Origin of the sequence: Sulfitobacter aquimarinus, from assembly GCF_040149565.1 — a bacterium.
Lineage (GTDB): Bacteria > Pseudomonadota > Alphaproteobacteria > Rhodobacterales > Rhodobacteraceae > Sulfitobacter > Sulfitobacter aquimarinus.
In genome coordinates, this window is record NZ_JBEFLO010000005.1 from 203,587 (window position 1) to 227,625 (window position 24,039).

A 24,039-nucleotide genomic window follows, 5' to 3' on the forward strand; every position below is an offset into this window, starting at 1 on the left:
CAGTATCAGGCTACTGCTGCGGCGTTCGGATCGAACAGCTGCTCGATCGTGTCTTCTGCGATCAGCGTGATGTCCGCCTCGGTGATCGAGCCTGCGGCACCTGTCACACGGACCAACACGTTGTCGCCGCTGCTGACCACTGCGTCGCCGTTCACATTTGTGACGGTAATGTCGGCATCGGCTTCGGTGTCGTCCACGATCACAGTGATTGCGTCTTCGATCGCGTTGAAGTTCTCGATGCGGGCGGCTTCTTCGCCGACCTGTTCGGACATGATGTGGAAGGTGTCGAAACCCTCGTTGCCCGCTGCCAGATCGGAAGATCCGAGGATCAGGTCATCGTCACCTGCGCCACCTGTCACTGTGTTGCCAAGGCTGTCGTCGCGCATTTCGATGCCGCCGTTCAGATCCTCAAGCGATCCACCGTCGCGCAGGGCTGTCAGCTCTTCGAGGTTCAGCGGGATGCCATCCAGAATGCCGCCAAAGATCAGGTCGTCACCTTCGCCGCCTGCAACGATGTCGCCACCGCGGCCACCGATGACCGTGTCGTCGCCATCATCACCGCGCACGTTGTCCCAGCCATAATCGCCCGACACCCAGTCGTTGCCGCCCTGGCCCTCGATCAGATCCTGACCGCGGTTGCCGGTCACGACGTCGTCGCCATCACCCGAGCACAGCATGTCGTCGCCGTCGGCACCTTCAAGGACATCTTCGCCGTCACGGCCAAAGACCGTATCATCGCCTGCGAGACCTTCCAGAATGTCGTCGCCGGCCGCGCCATCAATGAAGTCATTGCCTTCACCGCCTTGCAGCGCGTCGGCATCATCACTGCCCATCTCGCGTACTGCGTCATTGTCGTCATCATCATCACCAAATCCAAAACCGAATATGGCAAGCGGCACAGCAAGTCCCAGTAGCATCAACATAGCATTCATTCCTTGTACGAAAAACTTAACCCTGACTATGCAAGCGATCCGCTAGCGGTCAAGCGTGCGTTAACTATTGTACCCAAGCCTGAAACAATGCCACATTTTCGCCCTGTTTTCGGCTTTTCTGTTTCGAGCCCTGTTGATGTATCGGCGACAATCCGCGCCCTTTTGCAGTATTGCGCACAAGCACGTCGGCAGGTCCAGAGAATGCGATTCGCGGATTCGCGTTGATTCTTCTTGGTTTTTGGCGGATCGGGCGCGATTTTCATACTTGTTGGGTTCTGGGCGGCAGGCGCTGCTGTGGTCCGTCAGACAGCGGGGAGGGCTGTCCAAATCTTGCCTTATTTCCCCCGCACCATCGCCCCAAATGCAAAAAGCCCCGGAGGCTGATCGCATCCGGGGCTTTGTTGATTTTACTGTCGCTAGGGTCAGCGGTTTTCGATGTCCACATAGGGGCGCACATCTTCACCTTGATACAGCTGACGCGGGCGGCCAATTTTAAGCTGCGGATCGTTGAGCTGCTCTTCCCACTGTGAAATCCAGCCCACTGTCCGCGCCAGCGCGAAGATCGGGGTGAACATCGACGTCGGGAAACCCATCGCTTCGAGAATGATGCCCGAATAGAAGTCGACATTCGGGAACAGCTTTTTCTCGGCAAAGTACGGATCGGCCAGCGCCTGCTTTTCCAGCTCTTTGGCGACCTGCAGGATCGGGTTGTTGTCCACGCCCAGCAGTTCCAGCACTTCATCCGCCGATTGCTTCATCACAGTGGCACGCGGATCGCGGTTTTTGTAAACGCGGTGGCCAAAGCCCATCAGGCGGAATGGATCATTTTTGTCCTTCGCACGGGCGATGAATTCGGGAATGCGGTCGGGCGTGCCAATTTCCTTGAGCATCTCAAGACAGGCCTGGTTTGCGCCACCGTGGGCAGGGCCCCAAAGACACGCAATGCCCGCCGCAATACAGGCGAAGGGGTTGGCACCCGAAGAAGACGCCAGACGCACGGTCGAGGTCGAGGCGTTCTGCTCGTGATCGGCGTGCAGGGTAAAGATGCGGTCCATTGCACGGCTCAGGATCGGGTCAACGACGTAATCCTCGGCAGGGACGGCGAAACACATGCGCAGGAAGTTCGAGGCATAGTCCAGATCGTTGCGCGGATACACGAACGGCTGGCCGATGGTGTACTTATACGCCATCGCTGCAATCGTCGGCATCTTGGCGATCAGACGGATTGAGGCAACGTCGCGCTGGTGCGGATCGTTGATGTCGGTGCTGTCGTGGTAGAACGCGGACATCGCGCCGACCACACCCACCATAACGGCCATCGGGTGCGCATCGCGGCGGAAGCCACGGAAGAAGTTCATCATCTGCTCGTGCAGCATGGTGTGGTTGGTCACCAGATCCTCGAACTCTTCCAGCTGCTTGGGCGAGGGGAGTTCACCGTAGAGCAGCAAAAAGCAGACTTCGAGGTAGTGGGATTTTTCAGCCAATTCGCCGATGGCATAGCCACGGTGGGTCAGGATACCTTCGTCACCGTCAATGAATGTGATGGTGCTGTCGCAAGACGCGGTCGAGGTAAAGCCCGGGTCATAGGTGAACACGCCCGCCTGACTGTAAAGTTTGCGAATGTCGATGACATCAGGCCCCGAGGTGGGCGTGAAGATCGGCAATTCAACGGTTTTGTCTCCGACGGTCAATGTCGCTGATTTTGTACTCTCGGCCATAGGCTTGTCCCCTTCTAGGTTGGCGGCAGGCGCAGGCTGCACCCGTGGTGCGTGGCCGTAGCCTGCGCATCCGTTATCTCTATCTAACGCATCCTTAATGACAGGTTTATGACTGTCGATCAGGCAGCGGCATCTGTCAGACGGGCGATCGTTTCCTCACGGCCCAGAACCAACATCATGTCAAACACCGAAGGTGTCGCGGCACGTCCCGCAAGGGCTGCACGCAGCGGCCCCGCAAGTTTGCCGAACTTGGTGTCCTTGGCGGCGGCAAAACCGTTCAGAACCTCCTCCAGCGTCTCCCTTTCCCAGCTAACATCTTGCAGATGCGGCGTCAATTCGCTCAGTATACCACGGGATACCGTATCCAGATGCTTGGCGGCTTTCTCGTCGGCCTCAATGGGGCGCGATGCCACAACAAAGTGACCCTTTTCAATGAGTTCGGGCAATGTCTTGGCCCGCTCCTTTAGGCAGTACATCGCCTTTTCCAAACCGTTTAATTGTGCGTCACTCAACGCGGGCTTGCCTGCCGCTTCCAAATACGCCGCTAATTCGTGCCGCAACGCAGCGTCATTTGCAGCGGCGATGTGCTGGCCACAGATATTTTCCAGCTTTTTAAAGTCAAATTGCGCGGGGCTTTTGCGGATTCCGTCAATGTCGAACCACTCCAGCGCCTGTGCGTCGCTGAAAAACTCGTCGTCCCCGTGGCTCCATCCGAGACGGGCCAGATAGTTGCGCATGCCCGCGGCGGGGTAGCCCATGACCTGATACTCCTGCGCGCCCAAAGCGCCGTGGCGTTTGCTCAGCTTTTTGCCGTCGTCGCCGTGGATCAGCGGGATGTGCGACCAGACGGGCACGTCCCAGCCCATACCGTGATAAATCATCATCTGCCGCGCGGCATTGTTGAGGTGATCATCCCCGCGGATCACATGGGTCACGCCCATATCGTGGTCATCCACCACCACCGCCAGCATATAGACGGGCGACCCGTCCGAGCGCAGAAGGATCATGTCGTCCAGCTGTGCATTATCAATGGTCACATCACCTTGCACCGTGTCGCGGATCACGGTTTTGCCCGCGTCCGGCGCTTTGATCCGGATCACGAACGGCGCGTCGGGGTGGCTGGACGCATCCGCGTCCCGCCAGGGCGAGCGGTAGAGCGTGCTGCGCCCCTCGGCGCGGGCGGCCTCACGAAACGCTTCGATTTCTTCCTGCGTGGCAAAGCATTTGAACGCCGCACCTTTTTCCAGCAGCGCATGAGCGACCTCTATGTGGCGCGGGGCCATGTCGTGTTGGCTGATCACGTCGCCGTCATGGTCCAGACCAAGCCACGCCATGCCGTCCAGAATGGCCTGTGTCGCTTCGGGCGTGCTGCGTGCGCGGTCCGTGTCCTCGATCCGCAACAGGAACTTGCCGCCACGGCCGCGGGCATAGAGCCAGTTGAACAGCGCCGTGCGTGCGCCGCCAATATGCAGAAAACCAGTGGGGGACGGGGCAAAACGGGTGACGACATCAGCGCACATGGGGCAGGGTCCTTTCGGGAATAGGTCGGAGCGCGGGCGTTAACGGTTTTGTTACGTTTACCTTTTGGTAACCACCACGCGCCTATGGTTTACGCCTGTCTATCCAGTGCAGCGAACGGGGGCAAGTAATGGGCGCGGCACACAGCTTTGCGCAGATGATGCGTGCCCAGCGGGGCGCGTTATTCGGTTGGGTGCCTGTCTGCCTTGCCGTCGGCATCGGCTGCTATTTCTCCCTCAGGGTTGAACCATCGGGGATTGAGCTGGCCCGCGCGGGGTTCATCACCTTCCTGTGCTTCTTTTTATCGCGGACCTTGCCCGAACCGCTGCGCCCGTTAGCCATGGCGGGGGTGCTGATCGGGGCGGGCTTTCTGCTGGCCTCGGCGCGTGCGCATAGCGTCGCGGGGCCGGTGTTGGAGTTTCGCTACTACGGCGCGGTTGAGGGGCGGATCGTTGCGATTGACCGCAGCCAGTCCGATGCGCTGCGGCTGACGCTGGATCACGTGCGCCTCGACCGCGTGCCCCCTGAACGCACCCCCCACCGCGTGCGCCTGTCGCTGCATGGCGACCGCAGCTTGGACATCGCGGTTGAGCCCGGCTTGCAGGTGATGCTTACGGGGCATCTGTCGCCCCCCTCTGGCCCGGTTGAGCCGGGCGGTTTTGATTTCCAGCGCCACGCGTGGTTTGCGCGGCTTGGCGCGGTGGGATATGCCCGCACGCCGCTGATGGGCGTAGCCGATCCTGCGGGGGGCTTGGGCGTATTCCGCGTCCGCATGGCCGCGTCCGAGCGGATCCAGCAGGTGTTGGGCGGCGATACAGGCGGCTTTGCGGCAGCGATCACAACGGGAGACCGATCAGCCATCAGCCAATCAGCGCTGGACGCGTTGCGGGCCAGTAACCTCGCGCATTTGCTGGCCATTTCGGGACTGCATATGGGGCTTATGTCGGGGGTTGTCTTTGCCGCGCTGCGGATCGTGCTGGCGCTGATCCCGCCGCTGGTGCTGCGCGTGCCTGCCCGCAGCATTGCAGCGGCGGGCGCCTTGGTTGCGGCGGCGGGGTATTTGGCGCTGTCGGGCGGCAATGTCGCCACGCAACGCGCTTTTGTCATGGTGGCGGTGGCGCTATGTGCGCTGATGATCGGGCGGCGGGCGATCAGCCTGCGGGCGGTGGCAATCGCCGCAACAATCGTTCTGGTGATGCGGCCCGAGGCGCTGATGGGGCCGGGGTTCCAGATGTCATTCGCTGCGACCACTGCGCTGGTGGCGATCTTTGGCTGGATGCGGGACGGGCAGATTGTGCTGGGGCCGAAATGGCTGCAACCTGTTGTGGCTGTTGTGATTTCCTCGGCTGTGGCGGGGTTTGCCACGGCTCCGATTGGCGCTGCGCATTTCAACGCCATCGCGCAATACGGGCTGTTGGCCAATCTGGTCTCGGTCCCGCTGATGGGGGTTCTGGTGATCCCCGCGGCGGTGGTTGCCGTGGTCCTTGCGCCCATCGGGCTGGAAAGCATTGGCTTGTGGGCGATGAGCCTTGGCGTCGACTGGATCCTGTCTGTCGCGCATTTTGTCGCCAACCTGCCGCAGTCGCGGACTTATGTGGTCGGGCCGTCGGGGGCTGTTTTGCCACTGCTGGCGCTTGGGTTTCTGACTTTGCTGTTGTGGCGCGGGCGTTTGCGCTGGGGTGGCGCAGTGGCCATGGCCGCCTCCTTCATGCTTTGGGCCGAGACAGAGCGGCCCGATGTCCTGATCTCGGACACGGGCACATTGGTGGGAGTGATGACTGACGACGGGCGCGCGCTTAGCAAAAAGCGCGGGGCAGGGTTCGCCGCCCGCAATTGGCTGGAGAATGACGGCGACGGCGATGACCAGTATATCGCCAACACCCGCTGGCAGGCGGGCGGCAGCGTGATCCACCTGTCGGGCAAACGCGCTGTCGCGGCCTTTGAAGGCTGTGATGCGGGGCAGATTGTGGTCAGTTCCGTTCCGATGCCCGCGGATGATCTGCCCTGCACGGTGCATGATCCCGACACGCTGAAGCACACAGGTGCCTTGGCCTATGATCTGGGCACCAAGGGCGCCGTCCTGACCACCGCCCGCACCATCGCAGGCGAGCGGTTGTGGACCCATTGGCCAGACAAGAAAACGCCGCGCAAACCCGAACAGTTCGCGCGGCGCAGCAGTGTCAAAAAACCTTAGTAAGAGCGGATCAACCCGACCAAGCGGCCTTGTACTTTGACCCTGTCGGCGGGCAGCACGCGGGTCTCGAAAGCGGGGTTTGCAGCCTCCAGCGCGATGGCATTGCCCTTGCGCTTGAACCGCTTGAGCGTCGCCTCGTGATCCTCAACCAAGGCGACAACAATATCACCGTCATCGGCAACAGCCGTTTCGCGGATGATCACAACGTCACCATCGTTGATCCCCGCCTCAATCATCGAATCGCCCTTCACCTCCAACGCGTAATGTGCGCCATTGCCCGAGAGCATCGAATTGGGCACGGTCACGCCGCTGGAGCGCTGGTTGATTGCTTCAATCGGAACACCCGCGGCGATCTTGCCCATCACGGGCAGCTCGGTCGCCTCGATCGTCGAGACGGGCATGGCGTTTGCGGGGGCGGAGGTATCGGGCTTGTCCCCTTCGATCACGCGGGGGGTAAAGCCGCTGCCTGTCATACTGTCGGGGAGCTTCACAACTTCGATCGCGCGGGCACGGTGAGCCAAGCGGCGGATAAATCCGCGTTCTTCCAGCGCGGTAATCAGGCGGTGGATGCCTGACTTGGAGCGCAGATCAAGCGCCTCTTTCATCTCGTCAAAGCTGGGCGGGACGCCGTCGCGCTGCACCCGTTTGTGAATAAAGGCCAACAGATCGAGTTGTTTTTTTGTAAGCACGGCGCATCCCCTGTTTGTTTTATCACTTTTTGTTCTAGGGATGTTCTGGTTTTGTGTCAACCGTCGTTACAGCTTGATCACCTCTACGATCGCGCCAGCGGGGTGTTCGGGATCATGGGGCGGGCGTACCAGCAGCGCGTTGGCCTGTGACAATACGCTGAGCAGGGAGCTGTCTTGCCGAGGCTCCAGCGTGACCGCGCCGTTTGCGATAACCGCCCTTTGGTAATGCTCACGCGGGCCGTTGGCGGGGATGGCGGCGGCCAGTGGGATGGATACGCGGGGGGCGGCAGCCCGACCCAGCCCCAGCATGGCGCGGATCATGGGGGCCACAAAGACCGTGCCGCAGACCATGGCGGAAACAGGATTGCCGGGCAGGCCGACCATCACCGCATCCCCCAATTGCCCCGCCATCAGCGGTTTGCCCGGACGCATGGCAACTTTGTAGAACGACTGGCGCATCCCCAGTTCTGCCGCGACGGGGGCCACCAGATCATGATCCCCGACCGAGGCTCCGCCGATGGTGATGATCAGATCCGCATCCGACGCCAATTCGAAGGCGCGTTTCAACGAGGCAGAGGTATCCCGCGCAATCGGTATCAGCCGCGTGCTGGCGCCCTCAGCCTCCAGCAGCGCGGCAAGGCCATAGGTGTTGGAGGCGATGATCTGGTCGGGGCCGGGCGTCTCGCCCGGTTGCACCAGCTCGTCTCCCGTGGCCATGATCGCCACGACGGGTTTGCGGTACACAGGCACACGGGCGATGTTCATCGCGGCCAGCAGGGCAATATCGGCAGGGCGCAAGCGGCGCGGGGCGGTGATCTTTTGCCCTTTGGTAAAATCGCCACCGGCAGGACGGATGTTGTCTTTGGTCCCGACACTGTGGCCTAAAGTGATCAGATCGCCGCGCCGCGTGGTGTCTTCTTGGATGACGATGAAATCCGCGCCGTCAGGCAGAGGTGCGCCGGTAAAGATGCGCACGGCCTGACCCGCGCCAACCGTCCCCTCAAAACGGTGGCCCGCCGCGGCCTCGCCGATGACCTTGAACATGGCGTCGGGCTCCACCTCGGCGCGGCGCAGGGCGTAGCCGTCCATCGAGGAGGCGGCAAAGGGGGGCTGTGTGCGCGTGGCGGCTACATCGCGGGCCAGCACGCGGCCTGCGGCAAGGCGCAGGGGGATGTCTTCGGTCTGGGTGGTGCGGCACAGCGCAAACAGATCGTCCAGCGCTTGCGCGACGGGGATCACGGCGCGGTGTGGCGGCCCGATTTGCCGCCGTCCTTCAGCGTCACGCGCAGCCCGCCGATCTCCATCGTTTTGTCCACGGCTTTGCTCATGTCATAGACGGTAAGGGCCGTAACCGAGGCCGCCGTTAGCGCCTCCATCTCGACGCCGGTCTGGCCGGTGGTCTTTACGGTGGCTGTGATGCGAATGCCGGGCAGGGTGGCGTCGGGCACCAACTCAACCGCGACAGAGGTGATGGGCAGCGGGTGGCACAGCGGGATCAAATCGGCCGTGCGCTTGGCGGCCATGATGCCGGCAAGGCGCGCCACGCCCAGCACATCACCCTTCTTGGCGCGACCTTCGGAAATGATATCAAAGGTTTCTGGCTGCATCTTGATGTGGTTTTCAGCCGTGGCGATGCGCGATGTCACGGCCTTGCCCGAGACATCGACCATATGGGCGTGCCCCTCGCCGTCGAAATGCGTCAGCGCCATTACATGCCCCCCGCACGCAGCGGATTGGCAAGCAGCTTGCGCGTGGCCGCAGCTACATCTTCCTGCCGCATCAGGCTTTCGCCGATCAGGAAGCTCCGCGCACCGTAGCGGGCCATATCGGCCAGATCCTCGGGCGTATTCAGCCCGCTTTCGCAGATAATCATCCGTTCACCGGGGATATGTTTCGACAGCTTGCGCGTGGTGTCGAGCGTTGTCTCAAAGGTGTTCAGGTTGCGGTTGTTGACGCCGATCAAGCGGGATTTGAGGTGCAGCGCACGCTCCAGCTCTTCGGCGTTATGCGTCTCGATCAGCGCATCCATACCGTAGTGGATCGCGGCATCCTCAAGCTCGGCTGCCTGGGAGTCCGAGACGCTGGCCATGATGATCAGGATGCAATCGGCGCCCATGCTGCGGGCTTCGGCGACCTGATAGGTGTCGTACATGAAATCCTTGCGCAGCACGGGCAGATCACAGGCGGCGCGGGCGTCGATCAGGAATTGCTTGGCCCCCTGAAAGCTGGGCGTGTCGGTCAGCACGGACAGGCAGGTGGCCCCGCCTGTAGCGTAGGCCGCGGCCAGCTCGGCGGGTTGGAAATCCTCACGGATGAGGCCCTTGGACGGGCTGGCCTTCTTGATCTCGGCGATCAGGCCGTAATTCTCGACCGATGCCTCGAACAAGGCATCACCAAAGGGGCGCACGGGGTCGGCGGCTGCGGCCTGCGCTTCAACCTCGGCCAAGGGCACGGCGGCCTTGTCGGCGGCGATTTCATCAAGCTTGTAGGCTTTGATCTTTTCAAGGATTGTTTGCGTCATAGGCCCTCCGGTTCGTCCCAGTTTATGGCCTCATGGCCCATGCTGCGCAACCACGCATTGCTGCGGCTAAACGGCTTTGAGCCGTGGAAGGCTTCAAAATGCGTCCCTGTTTTCTTCCAGCCCAGCGGCGAGGGGTGCGAGGATTGTAGCTTGAAGTTCTGCGCGGGGTCCACTTCAGCGGCGGCCTTATGCGCATCCGCTCCCCACAGCAGATAGGCGCGGGGGTGGCCTGCCAATCGGGCCAGCACTTGGCCCGTGAGGGTCTTCCACCCCAGCGACCGGTGCCCGCCCGCCTTGCCCTCGGGGACGGTCAGCGCAAGGCAGTTGAGCATCAGTACGCCTTTGTCGGGCCAGTCGTGCAGGGATGTGCCGCGCCGCAAGATGCCCAGATCGGCGTGCAATTCGCCACGAATATTATCAAGGCTGTCGCGCCGATTGGGGCGCGGGTAGGTGTCGGGGATTGAAAATGCGATGCCATCCGCTTTGCCAACCTGCGGGTAGGGGTCCTGACCCAGGATCACGACCCGCACATCGTCGGGCTGCGTCCGCTCGAGCGCGCCAAACACCTGCGCGGCGGGCGGCAGAATGGTGCGGTCTTCCGACGCCAGCTTGGCTGCGATTGCGGGCAGGTCCGCGTCGAAAAACGCCAGATCGCGCCACGCGCCAAGGCGGGAGAGGTCGAACATCAGCCTTCTTGGGTGATGCGGGCGACGGCGGTGATCTTGTCCCGCGCAGCGCCACTGTCGATGCTGGTGCGGGCCATCTCGACCCCTGTTTTCAGATCGGGCGCGGCACCCGCCACCAGCAACGCCGCGGCAGAGTTCAGCAGCACCGCATCGCGGTAGGCATTCTGCGCCCCGTCCAGCAGCGCGTTGAAGGCAACGGCGTTTTCCTCGGGCGTGCCGCCGACGATGTCGTCAAAGGGATGTTCGGGCAGGCCTGCGTCCTCGGGATGTACCTCGATCTCGGTGATTGCGCCGTCTTTGAGGGCGCTGACCCAGCTGACGCCCGTGATCGTCAGCTCGTCCGTGCCGTCCGAGCCATGCACAAGCCACGCGGCCTCGGACCCCAGTTGTTGCAGGGTCTCGGCCATGGGACGCGTGAGTTCGCGCAGGTAGGTGCCTGTAAGCTGGCGTTTCACGCCTGCGGGGTTGGTCAATGGCCCCAGAATGTTGAAGATCGTGCGCGTGCCCAGCTCGGCCCGTGTGGGCATGACGTGGGCGATGGCGGGGTGGTGCATGGGGGCCATCATGAAACCGATGCCCGCCTCTTTCAGCGCCCGTTCAACCACGGGCGCGCCCACCATTGTCTCCAGCCCCATTTGCGTCAGCGCATCCGCAGCACCTGATTTCGAACTGAGGTTGCGGTTGCCGTGTTTCGCCACAACAACCCCTGCGCCCGCGACCACAAAGGCCGTCGCAGTCGAGATGTTGAGCGTGCCTTTGCCGTCACCACCGGTGCCCACGATGTCCATCGCTCCTTCGGGCGCGCGCACGGCGTTGCATTTGGCCCGCATCACAGCGGCGGCGGCAGCATATTCATCCACCGTCTCGCCGCGGGTGCGCAGCGCCATCAAAAGCCCGCCAATCTGGCTGGGCGTGGCTTTGCCGTCGAACAGGATGCCAAAGGCGTCCTCGGCCTGCGTACGGGTCAGCGGGCCGTTGGCGGCGGCATCAATCAGGGGTTTAAGCTGTTCACTCATGCGGGCTCTTTCACCTCCTTGAGGAAGTTTTCCAGCAGGGCGTGCCCATGCTCGGAGCGGATGGATTCAGGGTGGAACTGCACGCCGTGGATGGGCAGCCTGCGGTGTTGGAGGCCCATGATCGTGCCGTCCTCCAACTCTGCCGTGATTTCAAGGCAGTCGGGCAGGCTGGCGCGTTCCACGATCAGCGAATGATAGCGCGTGGCCGCAAAGGGCGTGGGCAGGCCCGCGAATAGCCCCGTGCCCTTGTGCTGCATCTGGCCCATCTTGCCATGCACAATCTCGCCTGCGCGCACGACCTTGCCGCCAAATGCCTCGCCGATGGTCTGGTGCCCAAGGCAGACGCCCAGCAGGGGAATGCCTGCTTCAGCGGCGGCATGGGTCAACTCCAGACAAATACCCGCCTGGGCGGGGTCACACGGCCCGGGGCTCAGGACGATGCCCGAAGGGCGCAGGGCCATCGCCTCGGCCACGCTCAGCGTGTCATTGCGACGGATGTCCATCTGCGCGCCCAAAGCGCCCAGATAATGCACCAGATTATAGGTGAAACTGTCATAGTTATCGATCAGCAAAAGCATCTTTGGCAAACTTCGTATTTGGGACTAGAGAAGGGGTGCGCTGCGGGTGTATAGTGTGAATGGGTAGATGGTCAGTCTTGGACGCAATCGTCAAGAGGCTCGGCCACCCGATCCGCCATTAACGGGAGCTTAATATCCCGGATGCAGCGGGTGGGGCGTAAACAGGACAAAGGTGGCGTAGCCATGGCACAAGGTATATTGAGCGGAATCGCATTGGGCGCAGTCTTTAGCGTTGGTGTGGCAGGGGCGATATCCGTCCTTGTTCCCATGCAACCCGGACCCGGACCAGAAGTGGGCGATGCGGGCAGCATGGCACCGGTCGCGCCCGCCACGCCCCCCGCCGCAGCCGTTGTGACAAGCGAGGCAACAGCCACCACCACACAGCCCGCAGTGACGCTGCGCGCGCCCGCAGGCGAAGACTTGCCGAAAGAACCCGCACCCGCCGCCCTTGCGCCGCAAGTGGACAGCGATGTGGACGAGACAGTGCAAACCGCCGCCCTGCAAAGCGAGCCTGTGACGCCGCCCGTGGATCAAGCCACGCCGCTTGCGCCGCGCCCGATTCCGCTGGCCGTGATCGGGGCGCAGGCCGAAGACACCGTGCCCGATGTGCCCGCCCGTGCGCCACAGCCCGAAACAGGCGAAGCGGACAGCCTGACCGCGCCCGACCCGCTGGCGCTGGATCTCAGCACGCAAGTCCAACCCGACGAGCCGGTGCTGCCAAATCCGCAGGCGTTGGCCCCGATGATCCCCGATGACACGCCCGATTCAGACGTGCTGCAATCGCCCGCAGCCCCGCCCAAACCTGTCAAGGATGCGGAATGGGGCGGGGAGGCGATTACCATCGTGGTGCCAACTCCCTTGACCGATGAACAGAAAAAGGCCGCGGCGCTTGCTGCCGCCGAGGCTGCGGCAGAAAAAGAGGCCGCCGCGCAAGCCGCCGCAGCCGCCCGCGCCGCCGCCCCCAAGCCGCGCATCGCAGCCGTGCCCGGAACGCGTGTGGCCACACTGGGTGCGGATTCGCGCCTGACGGTGGGCCGCCCGGCCAATTCGCTGATAAACCGCAGCGAAGGTGCCGCCGCTGCCGCCGTGCAAACCGTGACCGAAGCCAGCGGCCCCACCAGCGGAGAGCTGGCCCCCATCCGCCGCCACGCCCAACCCTTTGAGAACCCCGAGAACAAGCCGCTGATGAGCGTGCTGTTGGTTGATGCAGGCGCTAATCTGGACGCCGCCGAGATCGGCTTGCCCGCGCTGTCACGCTTTCCCTATCCCGTCAGCTTTGCGGTCGATGTCTCGTTGCCCGACGCGTTTGAACGGATGGAGCGTTACCGCGCCGAAGGGTTCGAGGTTCTGGCCATGCTGGACCTGCCCGCTGGGGCGCGGGCCTCGGATGCCGAAGTGTCAGTGGCTGCGGCGCTGAACGGATTGCCCGCCGTGATCGGCGTGTTGGAAGGTTTGGGCGAAGGGCTGCAAGGTTCCCGCGAGGTGGCCGATCAGGTCACGGGTATCCTGCGGGCAAGTGGCCACGGGTTGGTCACGCAAAGCCGTGGCTTGAACTCGATGCCGAAGCTGGCGGTCAAGGACGGGGTGCCAGCCGCACCTGTGTTCCGTGACTTTGACAGCAAAGGCCAATCCGCCCGCGTCATCCGCCGCTTTCTGGATCAGGCGGCGTTCAAGGCAGGCCAAGAGGGCGGCGTGATCATGATGGGCCGTCTACGCCCCGAGACGATCGAGGCGCTGCTGGTTTGGGGTCTCGCGGACCGTGCGGGCAGCGTCGCGTTGGCACCTGTGTCGGCGGTGTTACTGGCGCAGCGCTAGGCCGATTTGCCACTTTATTATACCGTATTCGACATAAACTTGCTTGAATAGGCGGCTAACTTTGGGTTGAAATCTGAGGATAGCCCAATGTTCCTGTATGTTTACAGCCCCTCTGACTTTGTCGGAGGCTTGCCCATTGAAACAGGTGCCAGCGCAGGCGGTGGAACGCCGTGGACGCTTACCTTGGTTGCAGGAGCCGTGCCGACGCTGATCGAGGTCAATGACGATGACCTTATCTTTGACGAGGTTGACGGCTCTCAAGTGCTGACCAACGCCGTCAATATTGATGGCAACGCCCAAGCGGCAGGCACGTCGATCAACACGGCCTATGACCTGATCAACACGACATCGGGCCACAAAGTCACGTCCTTCCACTTTGGCGGAGACGGCTACCAGCAGGGCGCGGTAGACGGGATCGTCTCAACCGTCGCGATGGTGCCGGGGACAAGTTATACGTTCAACTCGGCGCGCACCTCTCATACCCAGAACAATCTTTATCAGGACTATCTGGCCTGCTTTGTAAAAGGGACGCTTATCGAGACAGCGGATGGCCCGGTCGCGGTTGAGAATTTGGGCGCGGGTGCTGGAATCCTGACGCTGGATCACGGGCCGCAACCTGTGTTGAAGGTGTTGTCCTCCTATTGCGATGCGGCGGCTCTTGCAGGGCAGGCGAACCTGCGGCCCGTCTGCATCCGTGCGGGCGCGTTGGGTGACGGCGTGCCATCGCGTGACTTGCGCGTCTCGCCCCAGCACCGCTTTCTGGTGCGCTCGCCCGTGGTGCGGCGGATGCTGGAAACCCCCGAAACGCTGGTCTGTGCCGCGCATTTGACCCGTCTGCCCGGCATCGCCTTCCAGATAACGCCCACTGACATCACCTATTACCACATCGTCATGAAACGGCATGAAATTATCGTCGCCGAAGGCACCCCGACCGAGAGCTTCTATTGCGGCCCCTTCGCGATGATGGCGCTCTCTCCTGCGGCGCGGGCCGAGATTGAGGCGTTGTTTCCCACACCACTCGCGGGGCAGGCCATGCCGCCTGCGCGTCCTATTATGCGTGGCAAGCAGCAGCGAAAGCTGGTGCAGCGGCACAGGCGCAACAAAAAGCCGGTCCTCAACACCGCAGCCTAGCGGTTGCCACCATCGTCAAAGCGTGCCGCGTCTTCGGCTGCACGGCGGATGGCGCCGGATTTATGCACCGTTTCCATGTACTCGGCTTCGGGGTCGCTGTCATAGACCACGCCGCCGCCTGCTTGAATATACAGCGTCTCGTCCTTGATCACAGCGGTGCGCAGGGCGATGCACATGTCCATATCGCCGCCCGCGCTGAAGTACCCGACACCGCCGCCATAGATGCCGCGTTTTTCGGGCTCAAGCTCGTCGATGATCTCCATTGCGCGGACTTTGGGCGCGCCTGATACCGTACCTGCGGGCATGCCTGCGAAAAACGCATCAAGGGCGTCACAGCCTTCGCGCAGTTCACCCACGACGTTGCTGACGATGTGCATGACGTGGCTGTAGCGCTCCACAATGAACTCTTCAGTCGGGCGCACGGTGCCAATCTTGGCAACACGGCCCACATCGTTGCGGCCCAGATCGAACAGCATCAGATGCTCGGCCAGCTCTTTCTGGTCGGCCATCAGATCGGCCTCAAGAGCGCGGTCTTCTTCGGGGGTTTTGCCGCGGGGACGGGTGCCTGCGATGGGGCGGATGGTGATTTCCTGCCCGAAGACCCGCACAAGGATTTCGGGGCTGGCGCCCACCACGTGAAAGCCGCCAAAGTTGAAGTAGAACATAAACGGCGACGGGTTTGTGCGCCGCAAGGAACGATACAGCGCGAATGGCGGCTGCGGGAAGTTCTGCGCCCAGCGTTGGCTGGGGACCACTTGGAAAATGTCGCCCGCTTTGATGTATTCCTGCGCTTTGCGCACGGCGTCCTTATAGGCGTCTTTGGTGAAATTGCTGACGGGTTCCGGCGCGTCGCCTGCATCGCCCAAGTTGCGCGAATTGCCTGCGGGGCTGCGCTCTAGGTCGCGCACGGCGTCCATGACACGCTCGGCGGCTTGGGCGTAGGCTGCGCGGGCGGATTGCCCTTCGGCTACCCACGCCGGCGAGACGACAGTGACTTCGCCTTTCACGCCGTCCAGCACAGCAATAACCGAAGGGCGCAGCATGACCGCATCGGGCAGGCCCAGCGGATCGGGATTGATGTGGGGTAAACGCTCCACCAGACGGATCATGTCATAGCCAAGGTAGCCGAACAGACCCGCCGCAGATTGCGGCAGATCATCGGGCAGGTCGATCTTGCTTTCGGCGATCAGGCCGCGCAGGGCGTCCAGCGGATCACCGTCAATGGGCGTATAGGCATCCGCGTCATAGCGGGCATCGCGGTTGACCTCACTACCTGTGCCGCGACAGCGCCAGATCAGATCGGGCTTCATCCCGATGATCGAGTAGCGGCCCCGCACTTCGCCGCCCGTCACCGATTCCAGCATAAAGGCATTTTCCGCCGCCCCGCCAAGTTTCAGCATCAAGGACACAGGTGTGTCCAGATCGGCGGCAAGGCGGGTATAGACAACCTGATGTTCGCCCGCGTTATAGCGTGCCGCGAAGTCGTCGAAGGAAGGGATAATCGCCATCTTACTGGAAGTTCACATGAACGGCGTTGATCGCACGCGGGTCAATGGACTGGCCTGCACGCTGTAGCGTGTCATCTGCGAAGACCTCGAAGAGGCCACGGGCCAGCGACTGGTTTTGCTGCTGGCGCAGCTGCGCGGTCAGGGCTTGTGCCTCGTCGCTGTCGCCTGCTTCTTTGATCGCGTCGAGCGTGACAACCACCACTGTATCGGTGCCCTCAAGGATAGAGACATCGCCTTCGGCCATCTCAAAGACCTCGGCCATGAACCCCGCAGGGGTCGCCGCGATAAAGGCGCTGCGGATCTGGTCGACTTCTTCGCGGGCGGTAAAGCCCAGCTCGGGCAGGGAGGCACCATCTTCGATTGCGGCCTTGGCTTGCGCGGCGCGTTCGTTGAGCGCGGCCACAAGCTGATCATCACGCCAGCGGGTAGCGACCTCGTCTGCGACGTCGTCATAGGTCGCGGGACGCTCGGGCAGGGCTTCGTCCAGACGCATGGCAAAGACGCCGCCATCATCCAGCTGTTTGATCTTCGGAAAGTCGCCCGCGTTGATGGTGGCAGCGGCCTGACGGAAACCTTCATAGGCGGCGATGCTGTCAGAGCTGTCGACGGTCCAGTCGATCTGGCCCAAGGTCATATCGGTCTGCTCGGCCAGCGCCTCCAAAGTGATCCCACCTGCAAGGCTGTCGTCAAAGCCTTCGGCCCGCGCTTCGACCAGACGGATGGCGCGGTCGGTGGCGAGGGCATCGCGCAGCTCGGGCTCGGCTTGTTCAAACGTGGTGTTTTGCGCAGGCAGCACGGCGTTCACGCGGAACAGGGCAGGCCCCAGATCGCTGGGCGCGGGGCCGACCACATCGCCGACCTCTGCACCGAATACCACATCACCGGCACCGCCCAAAGCGGCTTTGCCTACATCGCCAAGGTCCACGTCTTGCAGCGCAAGGCCACGTTCCTGCACCAATTGCTCAAACGTGGAGCCGCCCACTTCGAGGGCCGCTGCGGCCTGATCGGCGGCGGTTTGATCGGCAAAGACCAGACGCTCGACCAGACGGCGCTCTGGCTGGTTATATTGCTCGGCGCGGGCCTCGTATTCGGCGCGCAGTTCTTCCTCGGGCATCTCGATCTGGTCAATGATGTCGGTGGGGTTGAGCCATGCGTAGGTGATTTTCTTGGTGGCGGGCAGCACGAAAGTCTCGGCGTTGGCCTCGAAATATGCTTTCAGCGCGGCATCGTCAGGGGCGGCGATGGGGGTTTCCAGCGTGTCCTCGTCCAGCAATGTCCATGTGAAATCGCGACGTTCGCCGACAAAGGCCACCAGTGTTTCGGAGTAGACGGCGGGCATTTCAACACCGCTCAGCACTGCGCCTTGCAGCAATTGGCGGGCGGCTTCCTCGCGCAGGCTTACCTCGAATTCGGCTTCGCTCAGACCGGCAGAGCGCAGCGACTGGGCATAGCCTTCGCGGTCGAATTCTCCGTCGATCCCTTGGAACGATGCGACTTGCAGGATGCGGTCACGCAGTTCTTCGTCGCCGATGGACAGGCCGATCTGGGTCGCCTCGTGATCGAGTGCGCGGTCGCGCAGGATGCGTTGCAGCACAGCGCGGTCAAGGCCCAGCTGCTGCGCTTGGGCAAAGCTCATCGGGGTGCCGGTGCGGCGGCTGGTGGCCTGCAATTCCTGCTGGATCTGGCGGGCGTAGGTGTCGACGGCGATGGGTTTGTCACCCACGCTGCCGATGGTGCGGATATTGCCGCTCAGGTTCACGGCGCCAAAGCCGCCCAAGCCAAGGAACAACAGGCCCATAAGGCCCCACATGGCGGTTTTGCCGATGCTTGATTTCTGTGCCATCTTTCGGTGCTCCCTCAGCGCGGTTTTGACCTGTCTAAGGGCTGATCCGCACAGGGGCAAGAGGGGCTAGCGCGGTTGCAGATCCAGCGCTTCGAGACGGTCAAACAGGGTAGTGATGCCGTCCGCGTCCAGATTGGCGAACGCGATGCGCAGCTCATGCGCGGCTTGGGGCGTGTTGTCGGGGTAGAACATCGTGCCGGGCAGGCACAAAATGCCCGCCTGCTTGACCATCAGCGGGGCCAGATCGGCGCTGCCGAGGGCAAAGGGATGCTCCATATAGGCGAAATAGCCGCCTAAACCGCGCAAACGCCAGCCATTGGCCACAAGGCGCGGCATCTGGTCGGTGATGGCGCTGCGGCGGCGCAGGATTTCGTCACGTTCGCCTGTCAACCACTGGTCGAGGTTTCGCATCCCCCAAAGGGCGGCGTGCTGGCCGATCTGGGCGGGGCAAATGGCAACGGTGTCGAGGAATTTCTCGATCTCGGCCAAAAGCGCGGGAGAGGCGGCAAGCGCGCCGATGCGGTGCCCCGTCAGGCGGTAGGCTTTGGAAAAGGAGTAGAGCTGAACCAGCGTGTTCTGCCAGTCGCTGCGCTGGAACAGGCTGTGCGGTGTGCCGCTGTGGCTGTGAAAATCGCGGTAGGTTTCATCCACGATGAGCTTAAGGCCGTGCGTTTGTGCCAGATCAAAGAACGCGTTGATCAGCCCGTCGGGATATTCGGCACCTGTTGGGTTGTTGGGTGTTACCAGAACGATGGCGCGGGTGCGCGGGGTGATGAGCGCCTCGGCCTGCGCCGGATCGGGCATCATATCGTCGCCACAGGTCAGCGGGACAGAGGTGGCCCCAGACATATCGAGCCACATCTTATGGTTGAAATACCAAGGCACGGGCACGATCACCTCGTCCCCGTCGCTGCACAGGGCGGCGATGGCGGCGGCAAAGGCCTGATTGCAGCCAGAGGTGATGCAGATGTTTTGGGGTGTGACCTCTCCTGCGTAGATGCGTGCGGTTCGTGCGGCCAGCTCGGTGCGCAGGGCAGGGTTGCCCAGCACAGGGCCATAGAGATGGGCACTGTCATCGCCCAACACCACATCGGCCATGGCGCGGCGCATGTCGGGGTGGGGCGGATCGACGGGGGCGGCTTGGCTCACGTTGATCAGCGGGCGGTCGGCGGGAAATGTGACGCCCTCCAGCCAGCGGCGGGCTTCCATCACGGGAGGGGGGAAGGTTGTGGCTGTGCGGGGGGGCGTCATAGCGGGCCTTGCGAGGGGAAAGAGTGCGGGATTGAGTTTAAGGGCAAAATAAAGAAAGGGGCTGTGGGGTTAGTCTTTGCCGCGGTAGGGTTCAACATACTGAAGGGCCATGTCCCATGGAAAGAAGATCCAGGTGTCTTGGGAGACGCCGGTGATGAAGCTGTCGACCATCGGCTCGCCCTCGGGTTTGGCATAGACGGTGGCGAAATGGGCATTGGGGTAGAGTTGGCGCACCAGTTCGAGTGTTTTGCCGCTGTCGACGAGATCGTCGATGACGAGGATGCCGGTGCCGTCGCCCATCATCTCGGGGTCAGGGGATTTGAGGACCTTTGCCTCGCGGCGCTGGTCGGCTTTGCCGCCGCCCGAGTGGTAGGAGACGACCGAGATCGTGTCTACGGTGCGGATGTCCAGCTCGCGGGCGACGATCATTGCGGGGGCCATGCCGCCACGGGTGATCGCGACGACCGCCCGCCATGCGCCATCGTCGGGGCCTTTGCCGTCCAGACGCCATGCCAATGCGCGGCTGTCGCGGTGGATTTGGTCCCAGCTGATGTGAAAGCCTTTTTCGTGGGGCAGGCGGGTGTCGGACATTGTAGCGTTACCTTTGTAAGAGGAGTTTGAGGCCCAGACCGCCCAAAAGTACGGCGGCGGTGCGGTCGATCACCGGCTTGGCGCGCAGGAATTGTGCGCGGGGGGCGGGGGCTGTGAGGATGAAGGCGCAGGCGGTGTAGAAGGCGATTTCCAGCGCCAGATGGTTGAGGGTGATAAACGCGATCTCGTGCGATTTCAGGTTGGGGGGGAAGACCACGACCAGCACGGCGGCCGCGAAGAGGACCGATTTGGGATTGCCGAGGTTGACCAGCATCCCGTCGACGAACGCACGGCTTTGCGCTTTGGGGGCGGCATTGACCGGCGCGCTGGCGCCGCGCCACGTGGTGATCGCAAGATAGATCAGGTAGAGCGCGCCGCCGATCTTCAGCGTGGCAAAGGCCCATGGAAACAGGGCAAAGAGCGCGTCCATGCCCAGCAACGCGGCCAAGGTCCAGAGGCTGGCCATGAAGCCCAAGCCCAGACCCGTCGCAATGCCCGCCCGCCGCCCGTTCGAGATGGAACTGCGCACAGCCATCAAAAACGCCGCACCCGGGCTGAGGATCGAGACGATCAGCACAGCGTTGAATGCGATGAGATGGGCGAGGGTCATGGTAGCCGCTTAGCCTTTGGCCATGTCGGGGGCGTCGACTGCTTTCATGCCGACCACGTGATAGCCTGCGTCGACGTGCAGGTTCTCACCCGTGGTGCCAGAGCCCAGATCGGACAGCAGGAACAGCGCGGATTTGCCGACCTCGTCGATGGTCACATTGCGGCGCAGGGGCGAGTTATATTCGTTCCACTTCATAATATAGCGGAAATCGCCGATGCCCGACGCGGCCAATGTCTTGATCGGGCCTGCGGAGATGGCGTTGACGCGGATGCCGTCCTTGCCAAGGTCTTCGGCGAGGTATTGTACCGATGCCTCAAGTGCAGCCTTGGCCACGCCCATAACGTTATAATGCGGCATGACCTTTTCAGCACCGTAATAGGTGAGCGTCAGGCACGAGCCGCCGTTCTTCATCATCTTTTCGGCGCGTTGCACCACAGCAGTAAAGGAGTAGACGGAAATATCCATCGACAGGGCAAAGTTGCCCCGTGTGGTATCGACATAGCGGCCGCGCAATTCGTTTTTATCGGAAAACCCGATGGCATGTACGATGAAGTCCAGATTCTCCCACCGCTCGCCCAAGCCAGCAAAGAGCGCGTCAATCGAGGCCTCGTCACCCACATCACAGGGCAGCACAATGTCGGAGCCAAGCGAGGCGGCCAGCGGGTCCACACGTTTCTTCAACGCATCCCCTTGATAAGAAAAGGCCAGCTCGGCCCCTGCATCGGCAAGCTGCTTTGCTATGCCCCAGGCAATTGATTTGTCGTTAGCCAATCCCATGATCAGCCCCCGTTTGCCCGCCATAAGATTGTTCGACATACCCCAGCACTCCGTATTTTCTGGCCCTTTTTACGGTCTACGCCATTGGGTGCGGCCCATCAAGAGAGCGCGAGCGACTTCGCAAAGCGATCTACGCCGTCAAGGTGACAGGATACGGTTGCAATACACGGTAAGGATGTAATATTCTGATCAAAGGGAGACTGACGTCCGTGGATCCCTCCAGTTTGGTGCCAAGTTACGGATGCGGAGTATGTGTTGATGGATAGATCGGGGATCTTTGCGGGCGACGATCCTTTTGCGCTGACGCGTGCTTGGTTGGCAGAGGCCGACGGTGCGGAGGTGAATGATCCGAATGCAATCGCGCTGAGCACGGTGGACGCGTCCGGGATGCCGAATGCGCGTGTTGTCTTGCTCAAGGATATTGAGGACGACGCGTTTGTTTTCTACACCAACTATGGCAGCGCAAAAGCGCAAGAGCTCGACGGCTCGGGCAAGGCCGCCTTTGTTATGCACTGGAAATCGCTGCGTCGACAGGTGCGGGCGCGCGGATTGATCACCCGTGAAGACGGGCCAAAAGCGGACGCGTACTATCAATCACGCTCGCTCAAAAGCAGATTGGGGGCTTGGGCATCCGATCAGTCCAAACCGCTGGAAAGCCGCGCCGCGCTTGAGAAAGCGCTGGAAGACGCGGTGAAGGAACATGGCGATGCGCCTGCACGGCCACCCTTTTGGGGTGGGTTCCGTCTGGTGCCGCTGGAAATAGAATTCTGGGCGGATGGGGACGCCCGGCTGCACAATCGGTTCAAATGGCAGCGGGCCGATGTCACATCACCGTGGGAGGTTACGCGACTCAACCCTTAGACGTTACGACCAGGCCGCACATTTTATTTTATCGCGGCTGCGCGGGGCAATTTTGGCCCTGAATTAAAATTTGAAGAAATGGTATGTCCAATATGACACAGTCAAAAGACGAATTGATCGAGCACAAGCGCGTATCTGGAACAGTTAAGTGGTTTGACCCTGTGAAGGGGTTCGGCTTTGTGGTCGCTGACGGCGGTAGCGCGGATATTTTGCTGCATGTAAATGTATTGCGGAACTTCGGCCAAAGCTCGGTTGCAGACGGGGCGCGGATCGAACTGTTGATACAAGAGACAGATCGCGGGGTGCAGGCCAGCGCCGTGGTTTCGGTGGCTCCCCCTGAAGGGGTCCAGACCTCACTGCCCGATATCATCGAGATGGATCGAGACGAGATCGCCCGTAGCCCGCTGGCGCCTGCGCGGATCAAATGGTTCGATAAATCCAAGGGCTTTGGATTTGCCAACACATTCGGGCGCAGCGACGATGTTTTTGTACATATGGATGTGCTGCGGCAATCGGGCTTGTCCGATCTGGCCCCCGGGGAGGCGATCGTGATACGGGTGATCAACGGTAAACGCGGGTTGATGGCAGCAGAGGTGCGCGCATGGGAGACAGTCATTTTGACAGAAGACGGGTCATTGCCGGCCTGACGGCTTTGCCGCTGCTTGCGGCGGGGGTCGCGGGCGCGGGAGCGAAGACCCCGCTGCGGGCCTGTCCGACGGACCGTGTCAGCATTTCGGGGGGATTCGGTAAGGCGCAGTTCGGTGTCGATGTCGCAGACGACGATGCCACCCGTGCCACGGGCCTGATGCATGTCGAAAACCTGCCAATGAGCCGCGGCATGTTATTTGTCTATCCACGGCCGCAACCGCTCAGCTTTTGGATGCGCAACACGCTGATCGAGCTGGACATGCTGTTCCTCGACAGTTTCGGCGTGATCCGCCACATCCACCACCGCGCCCAACCGGGTGACGAGACGGTGATTTCCCCCGGCAAACTGCCGCTTCTCGGCGCGCTAGAGATCAACGGCGGGCTGGCAAAACGGCTGGGGATCAAGGTCGGTGATGTGCTGCGTCACCCCGCCTTTGTCAGCACGGCGAACCCTTGGTCGTGTAGCGGGTGAAAATTGATCGCAAGATGCTGCGATTTTGCCTTTTCAATCCCGCAAGGCTTCGCTAAGAAGCCCTCAGTCGGGGCGTGGCGCAGCCTGGTAGCGCACCTGTTTTGGGTACAGGGGGTCGGATGTTCGAATCATCTCGCCCCGACCACTTCTAAAAAAATTCCCAACATCTTGTTTGGCCTTTCCGCAGCGCGGAAGGGCCACAAGGCGTTTTCGCCATTGGTAATATGCACGGATGCGCCGACTCGGTGGTATGGTGTGCTGAAGGGGCGGGTGCCCCTATATGTTGTGTGTCGCCACCCGCAACGCCTAGATATCATGCATCTGCGCCAATCTGTCCCGCGCACCTGCGGTTCATTTACCACGCTTTCGGCAGACTGACGGGCTGTGGACAAGTTTTTTCCAAGCCGCGATTCAGTGCGGATTCGGGGGTAGATTTCGCAATCTACTACCGCTCCGATTGCGGCGTGCTGACTAATCCGCATGATTTAAAGCATTTTATCCAAGTCTCAAAAACCGATCTGTGCACAGGCTCCTGTGGATGAATCGGGGCGCCGTGAGCCGACCTGCGCGTCAAGATTTAAAATGCCCGTTTCAAGCTAATAAATCCGTTGACCGACTAGGGGCGAATACGTCAAGTTGTGCACACTAACGGTCACGCCACTAGATGTAGTGGGTAACAC

At 61.8% G+C, this 24,039-nt stretch carries 22 protein-coding genes and 1 tRNA gene; 7 read left to right on the plus strand and 16 right to left on the minus strand.

Annotated features, from left to right (window positions below; translation table 11 throughout):
• Nucleotides 1–5 precede the first annotated feature (5 nt).
• The 3 genes from ABMC88_RS11840 to gltX form a co-directional block, all read right to left on the minus strand.
• Entirely contained in the window at nt 6–923 is a 918-nt protein-coding gene (locus ABMC88_RS11840) for a calcium-binding protein (RefSeq protein ID WP_349577094.1), read from the minus strand.
• Between the two features lie 431 nt (nt 924–1,354).
• Complete coding sequence (locus ABMC88_RS11845) at nt 1,355–2,650, minus strand: citrate synthase (RefSeq protein WP_349577095.1); 1,296 nt, start codon at nt 2,648–2,650, stop codon at nt 1,355–1,357.
• Nucleotides 2,651–2,769: 119 nt separating this feature from the next.
• A complete protein-coding gene (gene gltX / locus ABMC88_RS11850; RefSeq protein WP_349577096.1) occupies nt 2,770–4,170 on the minus strand; it encodes a glutamate--tRNA ligase in 1,401 nt (466 codons plus the stop codon).
• 128 nt (nt 4,171–4,298) lie between these two features.
• Between gltX and ABMC88_RS11855 the strand changes: the two genes are divergently transcribed.
• On the plus strand, nt 4,299–6,362 hold the full coding sequence (locus ABMC88_RS11855; protein ID WP_349577097.1) for a ComEC/Rec2 family competence protein: 2,064 nt from the start codon (nt 4,299–4,301) through the stop codon (nt 6,360–6,362).
• Here the strand turns inward: ABMC88_RS11855 and lexA are convergent.
• The 7 genes from lexA to ABMC88_RS11890 form a co-directional block, all read right to left on the minus strand.
• Entirely contained in the window at nt 6,359–7,051 is a 693-nt protein-coding gene (gene lexA / locus ABMC88_RS11860; protein ID WP_349577098.1) for a transcriptional repressor LexA, read from the minus strand. The two genes, ABMC88_RS11855 and lexA, sit on opposite strands and share 4 nt — an antisense overlap.
• A 66-nt stretch (nt 7,052–7,117) precedes the next feature.
• A complete protein-coding gene (locus tag ABMC88_RS11865) occupies nt 7,118–8,290 on the minus strand; it encodes a molybdopterin molybdotransferase MoeA (protein ID WP_349577099.1) in 1,173 nt (390 codons plus the stop codon).
• Nucleotides 8,287–8,760, minus strand: coding sequence for a cyclic pyranopterin monophosphate synthase MoaC (gene moaC / locus ABMC88_RS11870; RefSeq protein ID WP_349577100.1), 474 nt, complete (start codon nt 8,758–8,760; stop codon nt 8,287–8,289). Before moaC ends, ABMC88_RS11865 begins: the two co-directional genes overlap by 4 nt.
• On the minus strand, nt 8,760–9,572 hold the full coding sequence (gene trpC / locus ABMC88_RS11875) for an indole-3-glycerol phosphate synthase TrpC (RefSeq protein WP_349577101.1): 813 nt from the start codon (nt 9,570–9,572) through the stop codon (nt 8,760–8,762). Before trpC ends, moaC begins: the two co-directional genes overlap by 1 nt.
• A complete protein-coding gene (locus ABMC88_RS11880; RefSeq protein WP_349577102.1) occupies nt 9,569–10,258 on the minus strand; it encodes a uracil-DNA glycosylase in 690 nt (229 codons plus the stop codon). Before ABMC88_RS11880 ends, trpC begins: the two co-directional genes overlap by 4 nt.
• On the minus strand, nt 10,258–11,274 hold the full coding sequence (gene trpD, locus ABMC88_RS11885; RefSeq protein WP_349577104.1) for an anthranilate phosphoribosyltransferase: 1,017 nt from the start codon (nt 11,272–11,274) through the stop codon (nt 10,258–10,260). The genes ABMC88_RS11880 and trpD overlap by 1 nt, the downstream gene beginning before the upstream one ends.
• Nucleotides 11,271–11,852, minus strand: a complete 582-nt coding sequence (locus ABMC88_RS11890; protein ID WP_349577105.1) for an anthranilate synthase component II — start codon at nt 11,850–11,852, stop codon at nt 11,271–11,273. The genes trpD and ABMC88_RS11890 overlap by 4 nt, the downstream gene beginning before the upstream one ends.
• Nucleotides 11,853–12,035: 183 nt before the next feature.
• Here ABMC88_RS11890 and ABMC88_RS11895 point away from each other — a divergent pair, with 183 nt between their 5' ends.
• Nucleotides 12,036–13,667: a divergent polysaccharide deacetylase family protein gene (locus ABMC88_RS11895; RefSeq protein ID WP_349577106.1), complete on the plus strand. Its 1,632-nt coding sequence runs from the start codon at nt 12,036–12,038 to the stop codon at nt 13,665–13,667.
• A gap of 87 nt (nt 13,668–13,754) precedes the next feature.
• Nucleotides 13,755–14,798: a Hint domain-containing protein gene (locus ABMC88_RS11900; protein WP_349577107.1), complete on the plus strand. Its 1,044-nt coding sequence runs from the start codon at nt 13,755–13,757 to the stop codon at nt 14,796–14,798.
• On the opposite strand, the gene trpE is transcribed toward ABMC88_RS11900, so the two are convergent.
• From trpE to fabI, 6 genes are all read right to left on the minus strand, one after another.
• Entirely contained in the window at nt 14,795–16,306 is a 1,512-nt protein-coding gene (trpE, locus tag ABMC88_RS11905; RefSeq protein ID WP_349577108.1) for an anthranilate synthase component I, read from the minus strand. The two genes, ABMC88_RS11900 and trpE, sit on opposite strands and share 4 nt — an antisense overlap.
• Nucleotide 16,307: 1 nt before the next feature.
• Nucleotides 16,308–18,149, minus strand: a complete 1,842-nt coding sequence (locus tag ABMC88_RS11910) for a peptidylprolyl isomerase (protein WP_349577109.1) — start codon at nt 18,147–18,149, stop codon at nt 16,308–16,310.
• 66 nt (nt 18,150–18,215) lie between these two features.
• Nucleotides 18,216–19,400 (minus strand): aminotransferase, encoded by a 1,185-nt coding sequence (locus ABMC88_RS11915; protein WP_349577110.1) that lies wholly within the window; start codon nt 19,398–19,400, stop codon nt 18,216–18,218.
• 69 nt (nt 19,401–19,469) lie between these two features.
• Nucleotides 19,470–19,991 carry a xanthine phosphoribosyltransferase gene (gpt, locus tag ABMC88_RS11920; protein WP_349577111.1) on the minus strand — a complete coding sequence of 174 codons (522 nt, stop codon included), beginning with the start codon at nt 19,989–19,991 and terminating at the stop codon, nt 19,470–19,472.
• 7 nt (nt 19,992–19,998) lie between these two features.
• The gene (locus ABMC88_RS11925; protein WP_349577112.1) at nt 19,999–20,601 is read right to left on the minus strand and encodes a LysE family translocator; all 603 of its coding nucleotides are present in this window, start codon (nt 20,599–20,601) and stop codon (nt 19,999–20,001) included.
• 9 nt (nt 20,602–20,610) lie between these two features.
• A complete protein-coding gene (gene fabI, locus ABMC88_RS11930) occupies nt 20,611–21,417 on the minus strand; it encodes an enoyl-ACP reductase FabI (RefSeq protein WP_349577113.1) in 807 nt (268 codons plus the stop codon).
• 216 nt (nt 21,418–21,633) lie between these two features.
• On the opposite strand from fabI, the gene pdxH reads away from it, so the two are divergent.
• The 4 genes from pdxH to ABMC88_RS11950 all read left to right on the plus strand — a co-directional run bounded on the left by pdxH (nt 21,634) and on the right by ABMC88_RS11950 (nt 23,504).
• Entirely contained in the window at nt 21,634–22,239 is a 606-nt protein-coding gene (gene pdxH, locus ABMC88_RS11935; protein ID WP_349577150.1) for a pyridoxamine 5'-phosphate oxidase, read from the plus strand.
• A gap of 92 nt (nt 22,240–22,331) precedes the next feature.
• On the plus strand, nt 22,332–22,886 hold the full coding sequence (locus ABMC88_RS11940) for a cold-shock protein (protein ID WP_439655596.1): 555 nt from the start codon (nt 22,332–22,334) through the stop codon (nt 22,884–22,886).
• Nucleotides 22,841–23,359: a DUF192 domain-containing protein gene (locus ABMC88_RS11945; protein WP_349577115.1), complete on the plus strand. Its 519-nt coding sequence runs from the start codon at nt 22,841–22,843 to the stop codon at nt 23,357–23,359. Before ABMC88_RS11940 ends, ABMC88_RS11945 begins: the two co-directional genes overlap by 46 nt.
• Nucleotides 23,360–23,427: 68 nt before the next feature.
• Nucleotides 23,428–23,504: transfer RNA gene (locus ABMC88_RS11950), tRNA-Pro, on the plus strand.
• Nucleotides 23,505–24,039: the final 535 nt, after the last annotated feature.

Coding starts and splice junctions, on each gene's coding strand:
- ABMC88_RS11925 (WP_349577112.1), bottom strand. CDS start 20,601: ATGACCCTCGCCCATCTCATCGCATTCAACGCTGTGCTGATCGTCTCG.
- ABMC88_RS11940 (WP_439655596.1), top strand. CDS start 22,332: ATGACACAGTCAAAAGACGAATTGATCGAGCACAAGCGCGTATCTGGA.
- gpt (WP_349577111.1), bottom strand. CDS start 19,991: ATGTCCGACACCCGCCTGCCCCACGAAAAAGGCTTTCACATCAGCTGG.
- ABMC88_RS11895 (WP_349577106.1), top strand. CDS start 12,036: ATGGCACAAGGTATATTGAGCGGAATCGCATTGGGCGCAGTCTTTAGC.
- ABMC88_RS11945 (WP_349577115.1), top strand. CDS start 22,841: ATGGGAGACAGTCATTTTGACAGAAGACGGGTCATTGCCGGCCTGACG.
- gltX (WP_349577096.1), bottom strand. CDS start 4,170: ATGTGCGCTGATGTCGTCACCCGTTTTGCCCCGTCCCCCACTGGTTTT.
- trpE (WP_349577108.1), bottom strand. CDS start 16,306: ATGGCGATTATCCCTTCCTTCGACGACTTCGCGGCACGCTATAACGCG.
- ABMC88_RS11855 (WP_349577097.1), top strand. CDS start 4,299: ATGGGCGCGGCACACAGCTTTGCGCAGATGATGCGTGCCCAGCGGGGC.
- ABMC88_RS11890 (WP_349577105.1), bottom strand. CDS start 11,852: ATGCTTTTGCTGATCGATAACTATGACAGTTTCACCTATAATCTGGTG.
- trpC (WP_349577101.1), bottom strand. CDS start 9,572: ATGACGCAAACAATCCTTGAAAAGATCAAAGCCTACAAGCTTGATGAA.
- ABMC88_RS11840 (WP_349577094.1), bottom strand. CDS start 923: ATGTTGATGCTACTGGGACTTGCTGTGCCGCTTGCCATATTCGGTTTT.
- ABMC88_RS11845 (WP_349577095.1), bottom strand. CDS start 2,650: ATGGCCGAGAGTACAAAATCAGCGACATTGACCGTCGGAGACAAAACC.
- trpD (WP_349577104.1), bottom strand. CDS start 11,274: ATGAGTGAACAGCTTAAACCCCTGATTGATGCCGCCGCCAACGGCCCG.
- fabI (WP_349577113.1), bottom strand. CDS start 21,417: ATGTCGAACAATCTTATGGCGGGCAAACGGGGGCTGATCATGGGATTG.
- ABMC88_RS11900 (WP_349577107.1), top strand. CDS start 13,755: ATGTTCCTGTATGTTTACAGCCCCTCTGACTTTGTCGGAGGCTTGCCC.
- ABMC88_RS11880 (WP_349577102.1), bottom strand. CDS start 10,258: ATGTTCGACCTCTCCCGCCTTGGCGCGTGGCGCGATCTGGCGTTTTTC.
- ABMC88_RS11915 (WP_349577110.1), bottom strand. CDS start 19,400: ATGACGCCCCCCCGCACAGCCACAACCTTCCCCCCTCCCGTGATGGAA.
- moaC (WP_349577100.1), bottom strand. CDS start 8,760: ATGGCGCTGACGCATTTCGACGGCGAGGGGCACGCCCATATGGTCGAT.
- ABMC88_RS11910 (WP_349577109.1), bottom strand. CDS start 18,149: ATGGCACAGAAATCAAGCATCGGCAAAACCGCCATGTGGGGCCTTATG.